Source organism: Sphingobacterium spiritivorum ATCC 33861, assembly GCF_000143765.1.
In the GTDB taxonomy this organism is placed as follows: Bacteria; Bacteroidota; Bacteroidia; order Sphingobacteriales; family Sphingobacteriaceae; genus Sphingobacterium; species Sphingobacterium spiritivorum.
The window spans coordinates 1,257,725-1,278,585 of record NZ_GL379770.1 but is presented as its reverse complement, the minus strand read 5'-3'; the positions used below and the strand labels follow the sequence as shown (position 1 = coordinate 1,278,585).

Annotated in this window: 20 protein-coding genes; 8 read left to right on the top strand and 12 right to left on the bottom strand. The window is 40.1% G+C overall.

The genetic code is table 11. The features are described from left to right. Positions 1–13 precede the first annotated feature (13 nt). On the bottom strand, positions 14–445 hold the full coding sequence (locus HMPREF0766_RS05585) for a hypothetical protein (protein WP_002994501.1): 432 nt from the start codon (positions 443–445) through the stop codon (positions 14–16). A gap of 286 nt (positions 446–731) precedes the next feature. Here HMPREF0766_RS05585 and HMPREF0766_RS05580 point away from each other — a divergent pair, with 286 nt between their 5' ends. From HMPREF0766_RS05580 to HMPREF0766_RS05550, 7 genes are read left to right on the top strand one after another with little or no spacing between them, the layout of a single operon-like run. Then, the gene (locus HMPREF0766_RS05580; protein ID WP_002994500.1) at positions 732–1,301 is read left to right on the top strand and encodes an RNA polymerase sigma factor; all 570 of its coding nucleotides are present in this window, start codon (positions 732–734) and stop codon (positions 1,299–1,301) included. A 54-nt stretch (positions 1,302–1,355) separates the two neighbouring features. After that, on the top strand, positions 1,356–2,423 hold the full coding sequence (locus HMPREF0766_RS05575) for a FecR family protein (RefSeq protein ID WP_002994499.1): 1,068 nt from the start codon (positions 1,356–1,358) through the stop codon (positions 2,421–2,423). Between the two features lie 16 nt (positions 2,424–2,439). Then, positions 2,440–5,694 carry a SusC/RagA family TonB-linked outer membrane protein gene (locus tag HMPREF0766_RS05570; protein WP_002994497.1) on the top strand — a complete coding sequence of 1,085 codons (3,255 nt, stop codon included), beginning with the start codon at positions 2,440–2,442 and terminating at the stop codon, positions 5,692–5,694. 11 nt (positions 5,695–5,705) lie between these two features. Then, positions 5,706–7,160: a RagB/SusD family nutrient uptake outer membrane protein gene (locus HMPREF0766_RS05565; RefSeq protein ID WP_002994495.1), complete on the top strand. Its 1,455-nt coding sequence runs from the start codon at positions 5,706–5,708 to the stop codon at positions 7,158–7,160. 12 nt (positions 7,161–7,172) lie between these two features. Continuing rightward, the gene (locus HMPREF0766_RS05560; protein WP_232279698.1) at positions 7,173–7,637 is read left to right on the top strand and encodes a hypothetical protein; all 465 of its coding nucleotides are present in this window, start codon (positions 7,173–7,175) and stop codon (positions 7,635–7,637) included. A 1-nt stretch (position 7,638) separates the two neighbouring features. Further along, positions 7,639–10,449, top strand: a complete 2,811-nt coding sequence (locus tag HMPREF0766_RS05555; RefSeq protein WP_002994492.1) for a M16 family metallopeptidase — start codon at positions 7,639–7,641, stop codon at positions 10,447–10,449. Positions 10,450–10,458: 9 nt separating this feature from the next. Continuing rightward, positions 10,459–12,225, top strand: a complete 1,767-nt coding sequence (locus HMPREF0766_RS05550; protein WP_002994491.1) for an NHL repeat-containing protein — start codon at positions 10,459–10,461, stop codon at positions 12,223–12,225. 76 nt (positions 12,226–12,301) lie between these two features. Here HMPREF0766_RS05550 and HMPREF0766_RS05545 read toward each other — a convergent pair whose 3' ends face one another. From HMPREF0766_RS05545 to HMPREF0766_RS05530, 4 genes are all read right to left on the bottom strand, one after another. Further along, on the bottom strand, positions 12,302–12,661 hold the full coding sequence (locus HMPREF0766_RS05545; protein WP_002994490.1) for a DUF6713 family protein: 360 nt from the start codon (positions 12,659–12,661) through the stop codon (positions 12,302–12,304). 28 nt (positions 12,662–12,689) lie between these two features. After that, positions 12,690–13,007 carry a DUF3817 domain-containing protein gene (locus HMPREF0766_RS05540; RefSeq protein WP_002994489.1) on the bottom strand — a complete coding sequence of 106 codons (318 nt, stop codon included), beginning with the start codon at positions 13,005–13,007 and terminating at the stop codon, positions 12,690–12,692. 2 nt (positions 13,008–13,009) lie between these two features. Then, a complete protein-coding gene (locus HMPREF0766_RS05535) occupies positions 13,010–13,474 on the bottom strand; it encodes a hypothetical protein (RefSeq protein ID WP_002994488.1) in 465 nt (154 codons plus the stop codon). A gap of 190 nt (positions 13,475–13,664) precedes the next feature. Continuing rightward, positions 13,665–14,255: a TetR/AcrR family transcriptional regulator gene (locus tag HMPREF0766_RS05530; protein WP_002994487.1), complete on the bottom strand. Its 591-nt coding sequence runs from the start codon at positions 14,253–14,255 to the stop codon at positions 13,665–13,667. A 304-nt stretch (positions 14,256–14,559) separates the two neighbouring features. Here HMPREF0766_RS05530 and HMPREF0766_RS05525 point away from each other — a divergent pair, with 304 nt between their 5' ends. Continuing rightward, positions 14,560–15,375, top strand: coding sequence for an AraC family transcriptional regulator (locus tag HMPREF0766_RS05525; protein ID WP_002994483.1), 816 nt, complete (start codon positions 14,560–14,562; stop codon positions 15,373–15,375). Positions 15,376–15,460: 85 nt separating this feature from the next. Here the strand turns inward: HMPREF0766_RS05525 and HMPREF0766_RS05520 are convergent, their stop codons facing one another. From HMPREF0766_RS05520 to HMPREF0766_RS22500, 7 genes are all read right to left on the bottom strand, one after another. Beyond that, positions 15,461–16,195 (bottom strand): superoxide dismutase, encoded by a 735-nt coding sequence (locus HMPREF0766_RS05520; protein WP_002994481.1) that lies wholly within the window; start codon positions 16,193–16,195, stop codon positions 15,461–15,463. Positions 16,196–16,218: 23 nt separating this feature from the next. Next, positions 16,219–16,710, bottom strand: coding sequence for a c-type cytochrome (locus HMPREF0766_RS05515; protein ID WP_236590533.1), 492 nt, complete (start codon positions 16,708–16,710; stop codon positions 16,219–16,221). A gap of 24 nt (positions 16,711–16,734) precedes the next feature. Further along, positions 16,735–17,679: a transporter family protein gene (locus tag HMPREF0766_RS05510; RefSeq protein ID WP_002994478.1), complete on the bottom strand. Its 945-nt coding sequence runs from the start codon at positions 17,677–17,679 to the stop codon at positions 16,735–16,737. A 14-nt stretch (positions 17,680–17,693) separates the two neighbouring features. Beyond that, positions 17,694–18,755, bottom strand: a complete 1,062-nt coding sequence (locus HMPREF0766_RS05505; protein WP_002994477.1) for a cytochrome-c peroxidase — start codon at positions 18,753–18,755, stop codon at positions 17,694–17,696. Between the two features lie 3 nt (positions 18,756–18,758). Continuing rightward, positions 18,759–19,631: an MbnP family protein gene (locus HMPREF0766_RS05500; protein WP_002994476.1), complete on the bottom strand. Its 873-nt coding sequence runs from the start codon at positions 19,629–19,631 to the stop codon at positions 18,759–18,761. A 114-nt stretch (positions 19,632–19,745) separates the two neighbouring features. Further along, positions 19,746–20,261, bottom strand: coding sequence for a FixH family protein (locus tag HMPREF0766_RS05495; protein ID WP_115388628.1), 516 nt, complete (start codon positions 20,259–20,261; stop codon positions 19,746–19,748). 285 nt (positions 20,262–20,546) lie between these two features. Next, on the bottom strand, positions 20,547–20,756 hold the full coding sequence (locus tag HMPREF0766_RS22500; protein WP_236590534.1) for a hypothetical protein: 210 nt from the start codon (positions 20,754–20,756) through the stop codon (positions 20,547–20,549). Between the last annotated feature and the right edge of the window lie 105 nt (positions 20,757–20,861).

Below are 20,861 nucleotides of genomic sequence, written 5' to 3'. Positions count from 1 at the left end.
TTCCCTTTCAAAATTAGTTCTCCGGATAAAAAACAAAACGCGGGCTATCAAAACTGATAGATGCAGGTGCAAAATAAAAAACACCCAGATACATTAACTCCATTCCTGTACCCTGAATCAGTGAATCTCCTTTTTGGAGCAAAATAAAGGGCCTGATCTTATGTTCTTTCCATCCGTACTGCTTATAACGATAGTCTCCCATTAAGGTATCATTAATAACCTTGCCTTTTACTTCGCCCGAATCGATTGCATTGCCCGGATACACGATCCGGTATTTGCCATAGAAGTTATGCTCACCAAGCCTTAAATTCATATAGGCTTTAATATTCTTATGAGTAGCCTTATATTTCCGGTATTCTTCCTTCGGAATATCAGATTGACAAGCGACTGTCAGTACGGCGAAAAGTATGCAAAAAGGTAAGGTAAAAGTGGTTATTTTCTTCATTTTATAACGGATTGAATCGGTAGGCCTGCACAGATCAGATCAGCATTCATCATGATTATTTTCGGAACAGATGTACATTAGTACTAATGGGATGCCGGAAAACAGATAATTCCATAGAAATACATATAAAACCTTCCCGTATAAGAGATTTGTTAACCTCCCTGGAGAGAGCTGGTCCACAAAACTGACTGTAGTATCCCGTAACAAATAGAATGGTTGTCATTGCTCCTTTTCTGATAACTGTTTAATCTTCGTATATTAGCGCTGTTAAAGGGGTGTCAGAAGAATGAAGGCTTACGAATCTATTTCAGATTCCGAATTATTACTATATCTCGCAGAAAAAGATCATACTGCCTTTACTGAATTATATACCAGGCACTGGAAGGTTGTCTATGCAATATGTATAAATCGTATCAAAGAGCCCGCCATAGCAGAAGATCTGGTACAGGATATTTTTTTATCCCTGTGGACGCATGCACAACCTCAGAATATTCGCAATCTTGAAGCCTATTTATTCCAGGCAACCAAATTTTCAATCATAAAGCATATTAACAAAAGTCAGAAGCATCTTTACACAAATGAGTATGGATTATTCGATCAGTTAGAAGATTATAATCTGGATGAAGTTTTGCACTACAAATGGGTAAAAGAATTAATTTTTCAGGAGGTAGAAAAATTACCTTTGAAAACACAGCTCATCTTCAGGTATAGCAGACAGGATCACCTGAACAGTAAAGAAATCGCAGACAAATTAGATATCTCTCCCCGTACTGTTGAAAATCAAATCAGCAAAGTGCTTAAAATATTACGAAAAGTTGTAAAAACAATTATATTTTTTGCATTTTTTTCAATTTAAATCGTGCGTAGTTTAGGAGTTCGTGTACTATATCACTGAACAACTTAAACATCTATGCACATTCCTAAAGAAGTACAAGACGCTATACAAAAAGTTAATTCGGGAATTTCTACACCTGAAGATCGTGCTGTTATCACAGACTGGTATAACAGTTTTGACGATTCAAGTGCTGTTGTTGATGCCGCAACTAACGAAGAAGAAATAAAATCCCGTATTCTGCAAGCGATAAACAGACGCAAGCCTGCAAAGCCATTACGCCGGGTGCTCTATTACAGAATTGCTGCTGCAGCAAGTGCTCTGCTAATTATGGGATACCTTGCATTTCGTCTCTATCCGGATCAGCCCGCAGATCTCAGTATCCAGGCCGGAGTACATCTCAATTACACAGACGGAGAACAACAACAGATCAATTCAACGATGGAAGCCTTTTTAGATTCCACAGCCTTCGATAATCTGAGTGCTTATCAGAAAAACCGCAGTGAGCAGCTGCTGACGCTATCGACAGCAAAAGGCCAACTCTATAAATTTGTACTGAATGATGGTACCAAAATATGGCTGAATGCAGGATCCAAACTGACTATTATGCCGGCATTCAACGAACAGACCCGAACAGTGAAACTGATCGGTGAAGCCTATTTTGAAGTTGCCAAAAACGAAAAAGTTCCTTTTGAAGTCATTTCAGACAATCAGACAATACGGGTACTAGGTACTAAATTTAATGTCAAAGCCTATCATGACGAAGCCAGTATAACCCATCTGTATGAAGGTAAAATTGCCTTAAATACACCTGTACAGTCTGAAATTGTCCTTCCCGGACAGGCTGTCATTAATGAACTGGGCAGACTGGAGGCGAAACAGGAAGATCAAAGCGTTAGCAAAGAATGGACTTCATCTATCTTTTCTTTTTCCAATCAGAATATGACAGACATACTTACCAATCTCTCCCGGTTTTACAATGTACAGCTTGATTACCAAAGTCCTGTGCCGGATAAATTATTTACCGGAAAAATACAACGGAATTCTTCTCTTTCCGATGTACTGGATATGTTAAGTGCAGTATCAGGTGGTATTTTCAAGATCAAAGACCGCACCGTTAGCATCGAATTTAAAAACTCAAAATAATCACTAAATCACTTCTATGAAATCTAAACCTCTACAAAAAAGTTTAGCTATCGTCAGGGCTTTGCTGCTGCCAGTGAATATGGCGACCTTCCTCACCTTGGGAATGGTTACTATGGCATCAGCCAATACCTTTGCACAGCGCATTACACTCAAAGCAGACAACCAGTCTTTACGCAATGTATTACAAACACTGGAGAAAGAATCGGGATACTTCTTTCTCTATGAAAACAATGTCGTAGACAATAAGAGATTAACAATTCAGCTGGAAGATGCCACCATCAGTCAGGCACTTGAAAAAATCGCCAAAGAAGAAAATCTGGCGTACAAAATTGTCAACAAGACGATAACCTTATTCCATGCATCTGCCACAGTAAAACAGGACAGTCATATCAACGGTAAGATCTTACTGAAAGACACGGACAATCCGATTCCTTACAGTCTGGGAGGTGTAACTGTACAGGTAAAAGGTACAGCCAATGCTGTCAAAACTAATAATGCAGGTGAGTTTAACATCAAAGCGGAAAAAAACAGCATTCTGATCATTTCCTACATTGGTTTTCAGAAAAAAGAAATCACGGTATCAAATCCCCGCGTTCCACTAAATATTGTTCTGGAACAGAGTAACGATTATCTGGATGAAGTAATTGTTACCGGATACGGGACGAAAGAGACTAAAGCCAATCAGGTAGGGAGTGCCTTTACGCTGACATCCAAAGATCTGGAAAGAAGACCGGCATTAAGAATAGATGCCTTACTGGAAGGTGTGGTACCGGGCGTTCAATTTCAGGCTCAGGATCAAAATAACAGTTCACCCCGCAGCCGGTTCAGCACACGCATCCGTGGTGAGTCTTCAGCTCCGAACGGAAATGCGTCCAATGAACCGTTATGGGTACTTGACGGCGTGCCGCTTTATACCGGAGGAACCACCAATATGACGCCCGGTCTGAATGTAAGTATAAGCCCCCTCACCTACCTCAATCCGGATGATATTGAATCCATCACCGTATTAAAAGATGCGACAGCCACATCCATCTATGGAGCAAACGGATCAAACGGAGTTATCTTAGTAACGACCAAAAAAGGAAAAGGACCTACACGTATCGGATACAATTTCCGCGGAGGATTACAAAAGATTAATGACACCAAATTCAAAGTGCTGAACGGAGATCAATACCGTCAGATTATAGCAGATATGGGTATGTCTAAGGATATTGCAATGTTCGATCCTACCGTGAATACAAACTGGTATGATGAGTATTTCAGAACGGGAGTGACCAAACTACACAACCTTTCCGTATCCGGTAGTAGTGAAAACAACAGTTATTACCTTTCAGCAGGGATATATGACCAGAAAGGTACAACCATTGCCAATGACACAAAAAGATACAGTCTGAAAAGTAATGTAGAAACCAAAATCGGCAATAGAATTACAGCCAGAGTTATAGTGGGTGGTGCGTATAATATCAATAATCTCTTTCTTGTAGGAGATGAGTATTATCTGGGTGTACCTATTGTAAATCCGTACCTTCCGAACGGGGATTTTGCATTAAGAGACGAAAGAGGTAACAGGCTGATGAACAGTCTTGCGGAAGCTGCTCAGAACGACTGGACACAGAAGACCCTGGATGCTTTTACATCCGGAGGAGTAGATATACAAATCTTCAAAGGATTAATGTTTCGCAACAACAGTGGTCTGAACTACACCAGTTCAAATGAAGATCAATATAAATCCATGTACAACCTGTCGGGTCAGTCTGAAAACGGAAGCGCACAACGTCAGCAAACTCAGGTAACCAACTGGGTAACAACCAACACAATGAACTATGACAGTCAGTTGTGGCAAGGTAGCCTGAGTGCTAAACTGGGAATGGAAGCAACACGGACCCAACGTCACAGCGTAAGTGCTTCCGGTAGTAACTTCCCTAATGACAATATACGTGAAGTATCTTTCGTAGCGGAGACCAACAGAAGAGGGACTACTTCCAGAGATGACAAGACCTCTCTATCCTACTTTGGTTATCTTAACTATGTCTGGAATGACAAGTATGCCTTCAGCGGAACGTTACGAAAAAACGGTGATTCCAACTTCGGTAAGAATGTTAAATGGGGAACTTTTGGTTCGTACGGTGCAGCATGGACCGTGAGTAAAGAAGAATTCTGGAAAAGCAAAGTTGTCGATTTCCTGAAACTGAAAGCTTCTTATGGAACCACAGGTAATTCCAGGTTCGGATCAGATCTGAGTAAAGGGATATATACCTATTCGGCAGATTACGGATATGGAGGAAATACAGGAGCTATCATGACTACCGGAATCAATGAGGATTTGAGATGGGAAAAAACCTACATGTTCAATACCGGTATAGATGCCCGTATATATAAGAAAATCAATGTAGCGGTAGAATATTATAACAACATCACCAAAGATCTGATCAACAATGCGCTTGTTTCTATGACCGTAGGTCAACGTGCTGTATATCGCAATGTAGGAAAACTGAAAAACGAGGGTGTGGAAGTTTCCATAAACTCGGTTAATATCGAAAAGGAAAATTTCAGCTGGAGTACGTCCTTCAATCTTTCCCATAACGTAAACAAAGTACTCGAGCTTTATGACGGGTTCGAACGTTCATCCGGCACGACTATAATGACGGAGGGTTATGACTCCCGTTCGCATTATCTGGTAAGATGGGCTGGCGTAGATCCCGCTACAGGTGATCCTATGTGGTATGATATCAACGGCAATGTCACCAAAACGTATAGTGCAAATGACCGGGTAATTATCGGTTCTCCGAACCCGGATTTTTACGGCGGTATTACCAATAGAATCAAATACAAAAAATTCGACCTCTCTTTTCTGGTTCTTTACCGCAAAGGCGGACTTTCCTTCAACAGACTGGCACGTAACAACGAATCAGACGGACTGAATATCCTGAGTGGCAATCAATCTGTCAATATCTTGGATCACTGGCAGTATCCGGGATATCTGGCCTTGACACCAAGGTTATCTAATCTGACAACAAGCTCTACATTGAATTCTACCCGCTATCTGATGGGCACCAGCAATATCAGACTTCAGAATGTGAGCCTGGCGTATGATCTGACCAGTAACTGGACAAAAGCCATTGGCTTGAAAACAACATCAGCTTATATCCAGGGAGATAATCTGTATATGTGGGTACCTAACGGAAACAGTAAGAGAAATACGTATAAGAATTCCTTTGAAGGAATGCCACAGGAAACTGTCATATCATTAGGCTTAAACGTTGCATTTTAAAGAATACTATTATGAAATTACTATTATATAGCAGCGTTGCTGCAACACTTATATTATCATCCTGCGGAAAATCATTTCTTGAGGTCGACCCTATCGGAAAACTGGGGAAAGAACAGGTATTTAGAGATATAGTCGGATTAAAAAACGCACTTGACGGATCTTATAATCTGATGGCCAGATATCATATGAATGAATACGGAGTCTATGGAGATTTAAGGGGGGATGATGTCGCTTTCCGTACAGGTATATCCAACCCGGTGATGCAAACAGAATTTAATTATGTAGCCAATGATCAGGATGAAGCCGGCGCTACACGATTGATGTGGGGAAACGGGTATGCTGCATTAAACAATATCAACAACATTATAAATGGTGCAGAACCTTTTTTGGAGTCGAGTATAGACAAGGCACAAGCCACATCTATATTGGGACAGGCATTGTTATTACGTGCTTTATGCAACTTTGACATGACAAATATATATGCGCAGCAGTACAACTATAGCCCGGATGCTTCACATCTGGGAATCCCGATCCTACTCAAAACGCCACCGGCAGGAACACATGTAGCCAGAGAATCGGTTAGTGCTGTCTATGCGCAGATACTGGCTGATATTGAACAATGTATTCAGTTACTTTCTCAAAATCCTAATGTTCCAACGAAAATATACGCATCTGTAGATGCTGCTAAAGCGTTGAGAGCACGTATTTACCTATATATGGGCCAGTATCAGAACGTAGTAAACCAAACATCAGAATTGATCACGCCGAATAAATACCCTTTGGTGAGTTCAGCAGATTATAAAAAAATGTTTACAGCAAGTGCTCAACGTACAGATTACACTTCCATTGCCTCTGAAGTGATATGGCAGTTCAATCTGGAGAAATATGCAAAAGGCACAGTTCAACATCTGTTTTCAGAACCTGTAGAGTATCAGTATTATGCTGCTCCGGGCTATGTTTCCTTATTTTCTGATCAGGACATCAGAAAAACAATGCTGCAGATAGATCCCGCAACTAATTATTACAGAAGTATCAAATATGGTAAAGAGGATGGTGTTATCAATGATAACTGGCCGTTGAATGTCAAAGTCGTGCGTTCGGCAGAACTTTATCTTAACAGAGCAGAGGCTAACTTTCGGCTAGGAAACTATGCAGAAGCCGTATCAGACATCAAGATTCTACAAGCCCGCGCACGTAATGTCTCTACAGATCTGATCACGATAGCATATAACACTCCGGAGGAATTATTCGCAATCATCAAACTGGAACGCAGAAAAGAACTGGGCTTTGAAAATCAACGTATCTATGATATCATGAGATATAAAGAATCTCTTAACAGAGGAACTGGTTGTACTTCAAACCTGTGTCAGCTGACGTATCCGAACGACAGGTTCATCATGCCAATACCAAGATCAGAACTGGATATAAACCCTCTGATGCAGCCAAACCCAACCGTTAATCAATAAAAAATGACTGTAATGAAAAAAATAATATATACTACCGCATTCTTACTTCTGTCTTTATTTTACATCTCCTGTGATGAAAATAAAATGGAACCGTTTGACCAGCCATTCTTCTATATCCATGTTAATAATCTGGATGCTGTAAATGTACAGTCCAGCCGTAATGAAACAGTGGAATATAAAGTCAATCTAAGTTCAAAAATGCAATATGATCCGATCACACTAACCTACCAGGTCCTGGTAGGTGATGGTCTGAAAGAAGGTGTTGATTTTGAGCTGCCCGATGCAAACAGACAATTAGTATTCAAACCCGGATTTTTTGAAATGACGATACGTGTCCGTTGGATTAACCATGCTATAGACACTTCAAAAGACAATACACTCAAAATTAAGCTGATAGAAAACGATAAAAATATACTGATTGGCTATCCCGGACCGGACAAAAGACAATCACAGTTAACGATTACCAAAACATTATAAAATGCAGTATCCCTTCAAAAATATCATCACCACAGTTCTGTGCATAGCGTGTTCATCACTGCTGTATGCACAAAAACTGCAGCAAGATCCCAAACTCGTAAAAGGAGAATTAAAAAACGGATTTAAATATTACCTGTATCCGGCTGATTCTAAAAGTCAGCAGACCGCTCTACAGCTGTTTGTAAATGCAGGATCGCTGCAGGAAAATGAAGATCAGAGAGGTCTGGCACATTTTGTCGAACATATGGCCTTTAACGGCAGTAAAAATTTTCCGAAGAATGAAGTCATCACATTTCTGGAATCTCTGGGTGTCAAATTTGGAGCAGATCTGAATGCGCACACTTCATATGATGAAACGATCTATAAGATCACGATTGATACCAAAGATGAGCAAAACCTCAACAAAGCCATTAGCATTGTAGCAGACTGGGCTTTTCATCTCAGTTTTGATTCCCTGGAAATTGAAAAAGAAAGAGGTATCGTGATCGAAGAATGGCGCACCAAACAAGGCGCTTCCTCACGTATGAGTGACCAGTACCTACCGTTGATCTTTAACAACTCCAGATACGCTGAAAGAAAACCTATAGGTACACTGGATGTATTGCATCATTTCAAACGTCCGACTATTGTCAACTTCTATACGACCTGGTACCGTCCTCAACTGATGGGAATCGGAATAGTGACCAATCAGGATCTGAAGAAGACGGAGAAACTGATCAAAGAAGTATTCGGAAAGGCAAAAAATCCGAAACATGCACCTAAACGGGAAGCCTATTATCTGCCGGCACATGCAGATACGCTTTATTCTATTCTGACAGATAAAGAAGCAACGACTATAGACTTTTCATATGTTACCAAAATTCCTGCAGACAAAGGTGTACGCACGATGGAAGAGTTTGAATCCTCATTGAAACGTTCTTTTGTCAATAATCTTGTCAAAAAGAGATTTGAACGTCTTTCTCAGCTGCAGAATGATTTTAAAGAAGGTTCCATGTCTCTGTCCGATCTGTTATTACACAGTGGTATATCTTCAGGAGGAACAACTCTTTACGAAGACAATATAAAGGACGGTATATACAAGTATCTGCTGGAGAATGAACGTATAAGACGCTACGGCTTTACAAATTCAGAAATTGAAGATTTCAGAACCCAATTTGTAGCACAAATAAAAAGAGGTCTGGAAAGCCGTGATGAAACGGTCAATGCAACGGGCTTACTGGCGGATATGAAAAACAATTTCTTTACCGATGCAACTCTGATGGACCGTAAATATCGTCAGGAGACGGCACTTAAGGTTCAGGCTGCGATTGATTCGGCAGATTTGGTTCAATATCTGAACCAATCCCTGATCACAGGTAATACAGTCATTATGTTATCCGGACCAGAACGCTTAAAAGATCAACTTCCGACAAAAGCACAATTGCAGGAGCTATTCAATACCATCCGATCGGCTCAGATACCAGTGTGGAAAGATCAGATATCTGTACCGGACCAATTGTTAAAAAACACACCTGTTGCCGGAAAAATAACCGATTCTATCTTCATTAAAGAAGTAGGCCTCCGCAAATGGATGCTTTCTAACGGAATCACCGTATACCTCAGACCTTCAAATGGCCGCAAAGATCATATACAGCTTACCGGATTCAGAAAAGGAGGAATCATCGCATTAGACACAACAGATTATGTAAATGCTGTCTATGCAAAAAATATAATAGGTGCAAGCGGAGCCGGAGATTTCACCCGGCAGGCACTGACCAAATATCTGCTGGGCAATTCCGCATCTGCGACATTTGTACTTTCCCAGAACCGTGAAGGTGTTGCTGCCAGTGCAAATATGAAAGACATTAAAACAATGTTTGAATTGCTCTATCTGAAGTGGACACAGCCAAGAGCAGACAAAGCGGTATTTGATAATATCAAAAAACGTTCTGTAGAAGCAACTCAAAACCGGAAATATACACCGACGGCAGAATACAATAAGCAGATAAGCCGTAAGATTGGTTCTGACGATACTGAAGCCAGTGAGATTGATGCAGATCGTCTGCAAAAAGAGCTGCAGTTTGACCGTATTCTGGATGTATATCATAAGCGTTTTGGTTCAGCACGCGATTTTGAATTTGTAATTATCGGAGATTTTAATCCGGATAGTATTAAGAACGATGTAGAAACCTATCTGGGCGGATTGCCCGGAACAGCGATAGATCATACACAGCGTATTCCTAACTACAGTCTTAAAGATGACAGCGATATCCTGATGTATGCAGGGGAAGCAGAGAAAGCTACTGTCAATCTGTTCTATCAGACTACAGACCTGAATTACAGCGTCAGAGAGATTATGGAAAATACATTGATGGAAGAAGTACTGAAGGTGAAACTAAGAAAAAACCTGAGAGAAGAACAATCCGGAGTATACGGTGTCGGTGTCAGCACCAGTGCAACATCCTTCCCCACTCCATTGATGCGTACACGTGTTACCTTTACATGTGAACCTGCCCGTACAGATTTTCTTATCGGACAAGTTGGTGTCGAACTGGATAAAATCGCAAAAGATCCATCTTACTTTAAAGAAGAATTAGCAAACATCAAGGTTCAGCTGAAACAGGATTATAAAAAGCAGTATGAGAAAGAAACCTTCTGGAGTGCAGAACTAAGAAACCACCTGTATTATAATTTCAGTAACTGGGATTATTTCACAAAATATGATGAGCTATTGGATAATATTACAGGATCAGATATCAGTAACAGAATAAAATCTAAAGTAATAGGAGCTTCACGGGTGAAAGCAATCCTATTGCCTGAAACCAATAAATAACCAAAGAAAATGAAAAAATACACTATAACAATATGCTTGCTGCTGATCCTGACCGGGATCTTCAGCAGCTGCAAAAAAGAGGACACAGTAGGAAATGTCCAGTTGTTATCTTATACATTTGAACCAGCTTCCAATCCCGGATTAAGCAACCGTGTAGAAGGAACTATTCAGGGCAATGATGTATTTATCCGTGTTCCGAACAGTATTGATATCAATCAGGCAATTCCGAGCTTTACAGTTAACAGCGAGAAATTTGTAGCATTTGTCGGTAATACAGTTCAGGAAAGCGGAATCAGCAGGATCAATCTGGCTGATACTACTACGTATCGCTTTTCTTCTCCGGGAGGAATGTCCTTTTACACTGTATATGCATTAAAAAATGCTTCCTTCTTATCTTTTGGATTTTACAGGGAAGATAATCCGGATTATCTGTTCAAAGATTACAAAGCAACGATCAAAGGATTACAGATCACTGTGGATCTGCCTGTAGATGCTGATATTTCCAAACTGAAAGCCCGCTATACCACTTCTCAGGGAGCTACAGTAACAGTCGGAGGACTTGCGCAGACTTCCGGAAAGAATGAGCAAAACTACGAACAGGACGTCGTGTTCGAACTGAAAGATGAACAATCCCAGGCTCCGGACCAGTTTACAGTAAAAGTAGGACGATTGACAGCACCGGTATGGAGTGAAATGAACCTTGGAGATGTCATCGGCGCTGCACGTGCTTCAGAAGTGAAGCTGATGGTAAGTCAGTTTAACAATCTTCCTTATCTTGTATACACGCTCACGGACAGCAATACACCTGAAAACAGAAAAGCCGTAGTAGCGACTTACGACAGTACGAAATGGGTCAATGTTGGTCCATCGACCGGTATATCTGACAATCGTATAGACGGGGCATCTATAGATATTGACCGCAACGGAGTTGTTTATGTAGCCTATAAAGATTATGACGGTACAAATGCACAATTGGGATCTGTCAAGAAGTATGAGAATGGACAATGGAGTTTTGTAGGCAATAAACAGTTTACCGGACATCGTGTTTCTTCTTATTTCTTTGTCGCACTGGATTCCGTAAATACACCGTTCCTGGGTTATACGCTGGGAGCTGCAGCTGCACCACTGGCAAACCGTGCAACCTATATCAGTAAATATGCAAATGGTGCATGGTCCGGTCAGACCCTTTCCCCTTCTGCAACCGGATTCTACGCCAAAATGGTAAGAGGAAAAGACAATCATCTTTACTATGTTACTATGGATCTCACAGGCGGTACGGCTACCCGTAAACCTACTGTTTATAAATTCAGAAACGGTAACTGGACTGTAGTAGGTACGCCTTATATAGGCCCGGCCGGAGCTAATTCGGGAGGTATAAATATTGATCTGGATATTGATAAAAACGGAGAGATCTATGTCGCTTATCAGGTGAATTCACCAAGCTATGCCTCTTATGTCATGCACTGGAACGGAACCAGCTGGAAACAGTTCGGAGATGGAATAGCACAGACAACCAGCAGTACTGCTACCAGAGATAATATCGCTGTAGCCGTCCACCCGAACGGTACTGTATTTTTTGCTTACTCAGACAATAACAATGGTCTGGTAGTGCGCACATTTAATGAAGATACCAATAACTGGAATGCTCCTACTCAGCTTACCTCTAAAAACGGAGATAAACTGGAAATGAAAATTTCAGCTGATGGAATTCCTTACCTCTCTACAATTATTGACGGAGGAGTCAAGGTGTACCGATATGATATACCTAAAAGTTAACCTATAATTTGAAGAGGGCCCTTTCAGGGCCCTTTTTCTTATCTTCAGCGTGCATATAAACGCTGTCTATCGATTTCTATTGTACCCCAAAAAGATCCACGATTCCGCATATTCCTGCTCCCGCGATATAAAACCATGAAATCCCGTCCGTAAATTCATTCCTCTTATGTTTCAGATACAACAGGTGAAACCCCATATGTACCATCAGAAAAACATTAAATCGCTTCATAAATGTTTCTGACGTCGGGACATCATGTAATTGTCTGTTAATAAACAGGAATATGGGAATATGAGCAAACATAAAGATCCTGAACCCCCAACGATCATCCAGAAAGGAAAGTCCCGGAAAAATTCGCCACTCTTTGCAGTGTATTGCATCCATTTCATGTATGGTAAACAGGGAAAGCCCTGTGTAAAAGAAAATATGTTCAGACATCAGAGTCGATGAAGATAACTATACATTATTAATTTTGTTCATTGTGCAGTTTGCGAAGAATATTATAATCTACATAAAAAGTTCCAAACGGGATGATGCAGGCAATAAGGACTTTCCAGGTGGTCTCCTTAAATTTCCAGTTTTCCTCTACTCCCACCCGTAATGTATTAAAGATAAAAAGTAAGAATAATACACCATGCACAGGCCCGATAAGTCTGACCCAATCCGGATCATGAAAAATATATTTTAAAGGGACTGCAATGAATACGAGTATGAGTAAGGAAAATCCTTCCAGAAGTGCCAACAGGCGTAACCGGCCTGTAGTCGTTGTAAAATACTTTTTCATGGTTAAAATGTTCTGAAATAAGGTCTGTTTGATAAGGGTGAAAATGGCCAGGGAATGGCGATAAAGATGATTATTAAGGCAATCGAAAAATAGATCAGCATAGTTCTGAATTTCTCTTTATCCGTATTTTTTCTTTTCGCCAGTGCAGATCCCAGAGTCAGTGTAATAATGGCCAGCAACATCAGTATAAAATGAATAATACTGTAAAAGGTCAGATCTGCTTGTTGTATGGCTTTCTTTACGTCAGACCAGAAATATTTCACAACCGGACTTTTGATATACAGTAACATGCCGATCATGAGCTGAATATGTGCAATCGTTGCTGTCCAGTGTCGCACAGCATTGTCCGTATTTGAGAATATCCTGTTTTTGATATAACCTGTATATGATCTGTAAACAGCATAAATTATAAAGGCCAATACAAGCCATCTTACCAGCGAATGGAGAATTAAGAGTGTGGAATACATATTATGTTGTGCTAGTTTTATGTTCAGTAAATCGTTTCCGGACAGAGGGTAATGTGCTAAGTATAGGGACTGGTATACCAGAAAGGGTAAACTCAGGAACGATGTATAGATGTGTTTCCATATTTTTTATTTTATATATATCAAAAATTTAACAAAACATACTAATCGGTATGTTTTAGGTCAAAAAAATTTATTTCAAGCTGTTCAGGTAATTTTCAAGCTCATTTAAATATGATATATATACTTTATTACTATTTTCCAGTTTTCCGAAATTTCGTATTCCCCAATAGCCTGACATGATGAACAGTGTTACCTGTTGCGCATTAACATCTTTACGTACAGATCCGTTTTGCTGTCCTTTTTCTATAACAGCAGTCATGATGTTAACCCATTGTTTGCTGATATCATTAAGCGCTTTACTGAAATCAGCATTCCAGGGGGTCATTTCCTGTGTAAAATTTGCTGCCGGACAGCCATATTCAACCTTTAGAAAATCATTCTCCATCAGTAGATGATACATCAGCTGGTATATAGCTTCCAGAGGATTTTCGGCATGCTGCAGGGGTTCAATAAAACTTTTTATAAGGACAGGTTTCATTAGCTCATTGATGATTGCAACACCCATTTCATCTTTATTTTTGAAATGATAATAGAATGCTCCTTTTGTCACCTGCGTAGTAGCGAGTATATCATCTACACTGCTCGTCTGATATCCCTTTGTATAGATGAGCTCAAATGCTTTTTGTAATATAGTAAGCCGGGTTGTTTCTGCCTTTTTCATATCTTATTCTATACCTATTTACCACATAAAACAAAAGTGATATCTGAATACCTGTATTTGATAAATCTGCAACAAAGATAAACAAAAACCTACTAATCAGTATGTTTTTTGTTCTTTATATATTGTCATTTCCTTATGCCAAAGCCGGTCGGCATCAGTTTCCCAAAAAGAAAGCAGAATACATTCTCGAAAGTGTTCATTTATACCGTTCTCTTTCCCTGTAAATTGATTATATTTATGTAATCAATTGATCACACTACGTATACAAAACTATTTCCCCAAATAGACTTTAATTCAGCTTACTATGTCCAGATTATCAATACAAGATGACGGCAGTTTGTCTAATTTTTCGGATGGTATATTAGATATAAGATTATTTCGTTTCTTAAATACCAGCTTTCATCACCATCAACTGGATCAGTTGATATCTCCTGAGAATGGTGTACTATATCTCCATACTGAAGGAGACACACTGTACATTCCGGATAAGTATTACGCCTGGATTCCTTCAGGTACGATATATAAATTAATTTCAAAATCGGAACAAATCAAACTGAGAACCTTGTTTTTAGAACCTGAGAAGAATGAATTTCATGCTGATTTTTTTAACAGTTTGGCCGTATACGCTCCTAATACCTTAATAGAAGAGTTACTCCAATTCGGTTTCAGTCATTGGAAAAAAGAAAGAGATCCGGAACTCAAAGAATACTGTATTGCTGCCATTAGACATATACTTCCGGTAGCTCTTTCTACTCCTTTAAAACTATTTGTGCCTGCCCCAGCCTCAGAGGTCTTACAGGAAAGCATTACTTACATTCAGAATCACATAAAAGGTCCGCTTGATATTCAGCATCTGGCACAAAAATTTCATCTTTCCGAAAGGACTTTATCAAGATGGTTTAAAAAAGAAACAGGCAGCACCTTATTTCAATTTGTCAAATCCGTCAGAGTGCAGAAAGCACTTGAACTTATAGAAAATAGCCGCATGGATATTATCGAAATCATGCATGCTGTAGGATACAATAGTCTTTCTGCCTTTAGCACTGTATTCAAAGAATTGATAGGAGAATCACCTCAGGAATATAAAAAACGATTCCAAAAGGAAAAAGTGATTCCTTAAATTAACAAAAAAACAGGTATAAAGCTCGACTTTATACCTGTTTAGAAAAAAGACAGATAGCGATTGTACCTGTCTGTATTATTCTTTATCCTTTATCGGATTTATCAAAATACTGCTGAACCCTATCCCAGTTGACTAATGACCACCAGCTATTTACATATTCTACACGTTTATTCTGATAATGCAGATAATAAGCATGCTCCCAGACATCCAGGCCAAGAAGAGGTACTCCCTTAAATGCAGAAATATCCATCAACGGATTATCCTGATTAGGAGTTCCACCGATTTTGAGTTTACCCTGATCAGCTACCAACCATGCCCAACCCGCTCCAAACTGTGATAAGGCTGTTTTAGTGAATTCTTCTTTAAACTTATCAAATGACCCGAATGCTGTATCAATAGCTTTTGCCAGACTTCCACCAGGCTTGTTATCTGTACGTACAGGTCTCAATACCGACCAGAACAATTCGTGATTATACGCTCCACCTGCATTATTACGAAGTTTGCCGGAATACTTTGAGATATTTCTCAAAAGATCCTGAGCCTGCTTTACATCCACTTTTTCTGCTTCTATAGCTTCATTGGCAGCTACCACATAATTGTTATAGTGTCTTTCGTAATGTATCTGCATAGTCTGTGCATCAATAGCCGGCTCCAGATCAGCATAGCCATAAGGCAACGCTGCCTTAGCAAAACGGAATTTATCTGCGCCTCCTAATATTGACGGAACTGCCGATCCGGTCAATACCTGTGTCATCAGTAGCCCTGTTGTCAGGCCAAGACTATTTTTAATAAAGGTTCTTCTGTTCTTGTTTTCCATATCATGTGTTTTTAACAGCTTATTTATTTTGCATCCTCTTTTCTCAGATATTCTAAAATAGATTTTGCTTCTTGTTCGTTCAGTCCCATAGCCGTCATCATACCATCGTATGACTGACTCAGCGCTATAGCATCCGGATCCTTTGCCAGCATCTGATCGGGTGTCAATATCATATTGAGTATCCATTCAGGTGTCCTTTTCTTCGTAACACCATAAAGTGCCGGTCCGATTTTATCTTCCTTTACTTCATGACAGATGGTACATTTGACTATAAAGAGCTTATTGCCCTGATCTGCCAACCGGGAATCAAACGGTTTTCTCTCAAACTGATTGATAGTCCCTACCCCTTTATTTCCTTCCATCAGATAATCATGGACTGGAGCCTGCTCCTTCGTTTTATCAGGTGTCTCTTCCTGATTTTTCTGTCTGTCTGATTTTGAATTTTCAGAAGTACAGGAGGTTATACAAAAGACCATTAAATAAAGTATCAAATATAACGTACTTGTTGCTTTCATGACTATGAATTGCTAAAATATTTGTTAAAAACTATAGGAAATATGAGTCATAAACCGATCTCCTGCTTTGGCACGTCCATCAGCCAACTGTTGCCCCATCGGAGTCTGATAATTCCCGCCCAGAGAGATTTTACCGATATTCACCTCTATTCCTGCTATTGCAGTGGTCGAATAACCACCGGATTGGGCCACATCATATTGACCATACACGACATCCTTAGGCTGAGTCTCATAAATAACACCCGCATTCGGAGCAATACGAACCTGATTCTTTATATTGAATTTGTAATACAAAAGACCATTTGCAGTAAACTTATTCGCATACCGGTAATCGTACTTATTTGCCGTATTTAGTTTATAAGTACTATTTACATTAAGTCCCGCATCCATGAGACGGATATCATAAGCCAGATTGATCATAAAGTCAGTACTGGCGGTTCCTAATTGAAAGTTATTAGGCGAATCCTGAGAAACACCGCTACGTTCGGCATTATCGTACTTTCCTGTAGGAGCTTTAACACCACCTCCTATCCAGAGTGAATGTGCCAGAAGCTGATCTGCGGATGTACTGGTACTCTTTTCAAATAATTTGTAATATCCCATTACCACGAGATCGCCTAATCCGTCTTTCTTACCTCTTTCTCCCGACCCCTTAATATATCTGGTATTAAAATTATACGGCAATATCGTCATGATACGCCATCTGCTTCCGATATTCCATGCACCCCACAACTCCATACTTTGATAAGTTTCGTCTGCTGTAATAGGTGTCCTGTTCCCGGTCGGCCCTAAATGTGTAAGCAGCGACTTGTGCTGATAGCGCAATCCTATAAAACGTTTGTTAAAGTCGGGTAATATTCCAAGATAATAACTACCGACTCCACAGCCACATATATCACATCCATGTGCATGTGGCAGAAGTGACAGGGAAAACAGGATTGCTAAACATATATATTTTATTTTTTTCATGATTGTAATTCCAATTATTTGACAAGAAAGCCTCCGGTTTCCGGTTCGGCCAGTAGTGGATTGGTAACAAAAGCCCGGTCATTAAGCGTATTCAGAAAAGCCAGCAGATCCTCCTTTTCTTGTTCAGTCATCGGGATTCCCAAGCGGCCATCCTGCTGTCTGAACACCGGATCTAATGTCGGCGAATCAACCATGCCGCTACGATAGTGTTCGATGACTCTGTTGAGTGTCAGGAACCGTCCGTCATGCATATATGGAGCAGTATAGGCCAGATTACGCAGGCTTGGCACTTTGAATTTATATTTATCAGCGGGATTCAAGGTTACAGAGTCTCTCCCGATGTCATTCGATCTGTTTGGCTCCAATCCGTTGTTACGGTAGCTACGATCCGTAAACAAGGGTTCACTGTGGCAGGTAGAGCAATTTTTCTGAAAAAAGAGATAGCCTCTTTGTTCAGACGCTGTAAATGAAGCACCTTCTTCGTTTCGTCTTACTTTATCATATTTGGACTGATCACTGACGGCCATCAGCATAAACTGAGACAATGCCTTAAAAAAACGTGCATCCGTAATTTCTTCCGAACCAAAAGCTCTTTTGAACAAAGCCGGATATTCCGGATGTGCACGCAATTTGCGTAATACATTAGGAATAGTTTCATCCATTTCTACCGGATTGGTAATCGCATTTACCGCAGCCAGATCCAGATCAAATACACCTCCATCCCAAAAGAACTCCTTCTGCCAGGCCACATTCATGATAGGCATCGGATTACGGGTACCCAGACGATCATCAATACCATGACTCACATCGTGTCCGTGGTGTGTAAATGCAGCTGATTGTATATGGCAACTGCCACAGGCGATGGTATTGTTGCGCGAAAGACGAGGCTCATAAAACAAGCGTTTCCCTAATTCAAAACCCTCTCTGCTAATCTCATTACGTGAAAAATCATAAACAGGATCAGGAAAATGAACGGATTTCATAAATCCGGGAAACAGATCGGGCAAGGTATCCTCTCCCTTTTTACATGCCCATATCAACAGTGTCAATACCAGCAATACACTAATCTTCTTCATACCTTATAACTCGTCTTCACTTTTCACAAAATTCTCCGTGTGATCATGAGAAAACATAGCCGGAAAATTGTTCGCAATATTGACACTGTATTCGCTGAACATCACATTAGGATGGGCAACTATACTAAACGCATTAGGTCCGTTAAAAATCTTCATGATATCCACAAAGAGATGCGCATTGCTACGCATACCTGCTCTGACCTGAGCAATGCCGGCAGATTTAAGATCTACGGTTATCGTCTTGATATTATTTAGTGTAGGGGCATTGTATCCGCCGAAACCGCCGATATGGTATTTGAATTGCTTATTTCCGGTCGGATCTCCCTGTTGATTGTCGGATATAAGATCACAGTATCCTTCCAGTTTCAGGAAAATATAGCCACTGTTCCAGCCCCAGTACATCCCTCCTCCTGCATGCCCGGATTCGGGATTGAAAGACAACACGCCTGTTCTCTTTTCCACCGGCATCGTACTACGCAGACTATCTATGCCTAATACAAACTGCACTTTTGAATAATCTCCTTCCGGCGCCTGTACTCTGGTAAACCGGGTAGTACGATCTGAAGCATTGACCAAAAAATAACTTTCTTCCTGCGGGACAGTATAAGAAGAACCATCATTCTTATACAGTTTGATATTGCTGATAAAATACTGCAATTGCTTAATTCTAAACTTCTCCCCCTTTGCATTTGTATAACTGCGGGGTTCAAATCCAAGCGTCTCTTCACCGACAATATTGTCGAATTCAATGGAAAATTGTCCCATCTTGTCTGCATCCGGTTCGGGAACATTGTTTTTACTACATGAGTTGGTCAGTATCACAGTCAGCAACAAAGCTGCTGCCGCTACATATTGTTTTATAATGGATGTATTCATTTTTTACTTTTTATTAGGGTTTAAAAAACGGGTATTATTTAAAAACTGTTTGTCAGTAAATATTGCTAAGAAAGCTTTCATAAGTTTTATACTGTTCGCTTATGGCTCAATGACTTATTTTACCAGTACGGGGAAAACGAGACTATCCTGAGACACAACATTCCCATCCTTTAGCAATTTTGCTTTGATAAGCCATTCGCCGGGCATAGAAAGCTGAACTGTTCCCCGGTAATGTCCCTCTCCTGTTCCTTCAGCATTCTTATTTCCGGAAGAGCCGTGTCCCATAGCAGGCATATAAGGCTCTAAAGCAATGCTGTAACCCTCCAGTTCAGGAGAATTATTTTTATCGGTATTATGAAGTACAAACCGGATCGGGTTGCTTCCAGTCTTTACCTCTGCAGGAAGCAGGCAGGAAACAGATACACGTCCGTCATCTTTGGTAACAGTAGCTAAAGTGCGGGCATATTTTGCTTCCCTTACATTGGAGAGATCGATAGTCTGATTTACAGTATCCGGTTTATTTTCACTTCTCAGATTATTGCTTTTTGTTGTATCACCACAGCTGTATGTAAGTGTAAGCAGCAGGCAGATCATTGCCAAAAGACCTGCTTTTCTATTATTTTTAATCATATTTTGAAAGTTGTTTGAATACCGAAGAATCATACAAAACAGCTTCTTTAAAAGCGGGTTTGCTTACTTCAGCCTAGGATATGCTGCCCGCCTGAACATCATCAGACAGACGTATCAGCATAGTATTAAATGTTATCAATCGGGAGATATAGCACACCTTATTTTTTCAGTCCGCAGGAAATATAGCATACAGTTACAACTATACTAACTGTATTACTATTCTTCATCGTAATAAAAAAGGGGGATATCAAAAGACTGTATCCTGATAAAGCGATCTCCGGAAAATCAGATGCTGGTGAGCGGTGGTCTGAAAATGGAAACCACAAACTCGAAACTGTAATTACAGATAAGTCCGGAGAGGTTTGTGTCAGTTATAAAATGTAAGCGAGGTTTATTGAATTCAATTTTTTCTACCTCATGGAAAAAGGCCAGATATTCCAGTTTCTGTGATACCTGTTTACTTTCCTTTTCCTCCTGTTTTTTTAGTTTTTTCATCAGAACACATTGTCCGTTACAATGTAATTCCGGCCGTGATTTGTTTTCACAATACTGCAGATACAACGATTTGTTTGTACTGTAATCCACAACAATAGCAACCCT

Coding starts and splice junctions, on each gene's coding strand:
- HMPREF0766_RS05585 (WP_002994501.1), bottom strand. CDS start 445: ATGAAGAAAATAACCACTTTTACCTTACCTTTTTGCATACTTTTCGCC.
- HMPREF0766_RS05580 (WP_002994500.1), top strand. CDS start 732: ATGAAGGCTTACGAATCTATTTCAGATTCCGAATTATTACTATATCTC.
- HMPREF0766_RS05575 (WP_002994499.1), top strand. CDS start 1,356: ATGCACATTCCTAAAGAAGTACAAGACGCTATACAAAAAGTTAATTCG.
- HMPREF0766_RS05570 (WP_002994497.1), top strand. CDS start 2,440: ATGAAATCTAAACCTCTACAAAAAAGTTTAGCTATCGTCAGGGCTTTG.
- HMPREF0766_RS05565 (WP_002994495.1), top strand. CDS start 5,706: ATGAAATTACTATTATATAGCAGCGTTGCTGCAACACTTATATTATCA.
- HMPREF0766_RS05560 (WP_232279698.1), top strand. CDS start 7,173: ATGAAAAAAATAATATATACTACCGCATTCTTACTTCTGTCTTTATTT.
- HMPREF0766_RS05555 (WP_002994492.1), top strand. CDS start 7,639: ATGCAGTATCCCTTCAAAAATATCATCACCACAGTTCTGTGCATAGCG.
- HMPREF0766_RS05550 (WP_002994491.1), top strand. CDS start 10,459: ATGAAAAAATACACTATAACAATATGCTTGCTGCTGATCCTGACCGGG.
- HMPREF0766_RS05545 (WP_002994490.1), bottom strand. CDS start 12,661: ATGTCTGAACATATTTTCTTTTACACAGGGCTTTCCCTGTTTACCATA.
- HMPREF0766_RS05540 (WP_002994489.1), bottom strand. CDS start 13,007: ATGAAAAAGTATTTTACAACGACTACAGGCCGGTTACGCCTGTTGGCA.
- HMPREF0766_RS05535 (WP_002994488.1), bottom strand. CDS start 13,474: ATGTATTCCACACTCTTAATTCTCCATTCGCTGGTAAGATGGCTTGTA.
- HMPREF0766_RS05530 (WP_002994487.1), bottom strand. CDS start 14,255: ATGAAAAAGGCAGAAACAACCCGGCTTACTATATTACAAAAAGCATTT.
- HMPREF0766_RS05525 (WP_002994483.1), top strand. CDS start 14,560: ATGTCCAGATTATCAATACAAGATGACGGCAGTTTGTCTAATTTTTCG.
- HMPREF0766_RS05520 (WP_002994481.1), bottom strand. CDS start 16,195: ATGGAAAACAAGAACAGAAGAACCTTTATTAAAAATAGTCTTGGCCTG.
- HMPREF0766_RS05515 (WP_236590533.1), bottom strand. CDS start 16,710: ATGAAAGCAACAAGTACGTTATATTTGATACTTTATTTAATGGTCTTT.
- HMPREF0766_RS05510 (WP_002994478.1), bottom strand. CDS start 17,679: ATGAAAAAAATAAAATATATATGTTTAGCAATCCTGTTTTCCCTGTCA.
- HMPREF0766_RS05505 (WP_002994477.1), bottom strand. CDS start 18,755: ATGAAGAAGATTAGTGTATTGCTGGTATTGACACTGTTGATATGGGCA.
- HMPREF0766_RS05500 (WP_002994476.1), bottom strand. CDS start 19,631: ATGAATACATCCATTATAAAACAATATGTAGCGGCAGCAGCTTTGTTG.
- HMPREF0766_RS05495 (WP_115388628.1), bottom strand. CDS start 20,261: ATGATTAAAAATAATAGAAAAGCAGGTCTTTTGGCAATGATCTGCCTG.
- HMPREF0766_RS22500 (WP_236590534.1), bottom strand. CDS start 20,756: ATGAAAAAACTAAAAAAACAGGAGGAAAAGGAAAGTAAACAGGTATCA.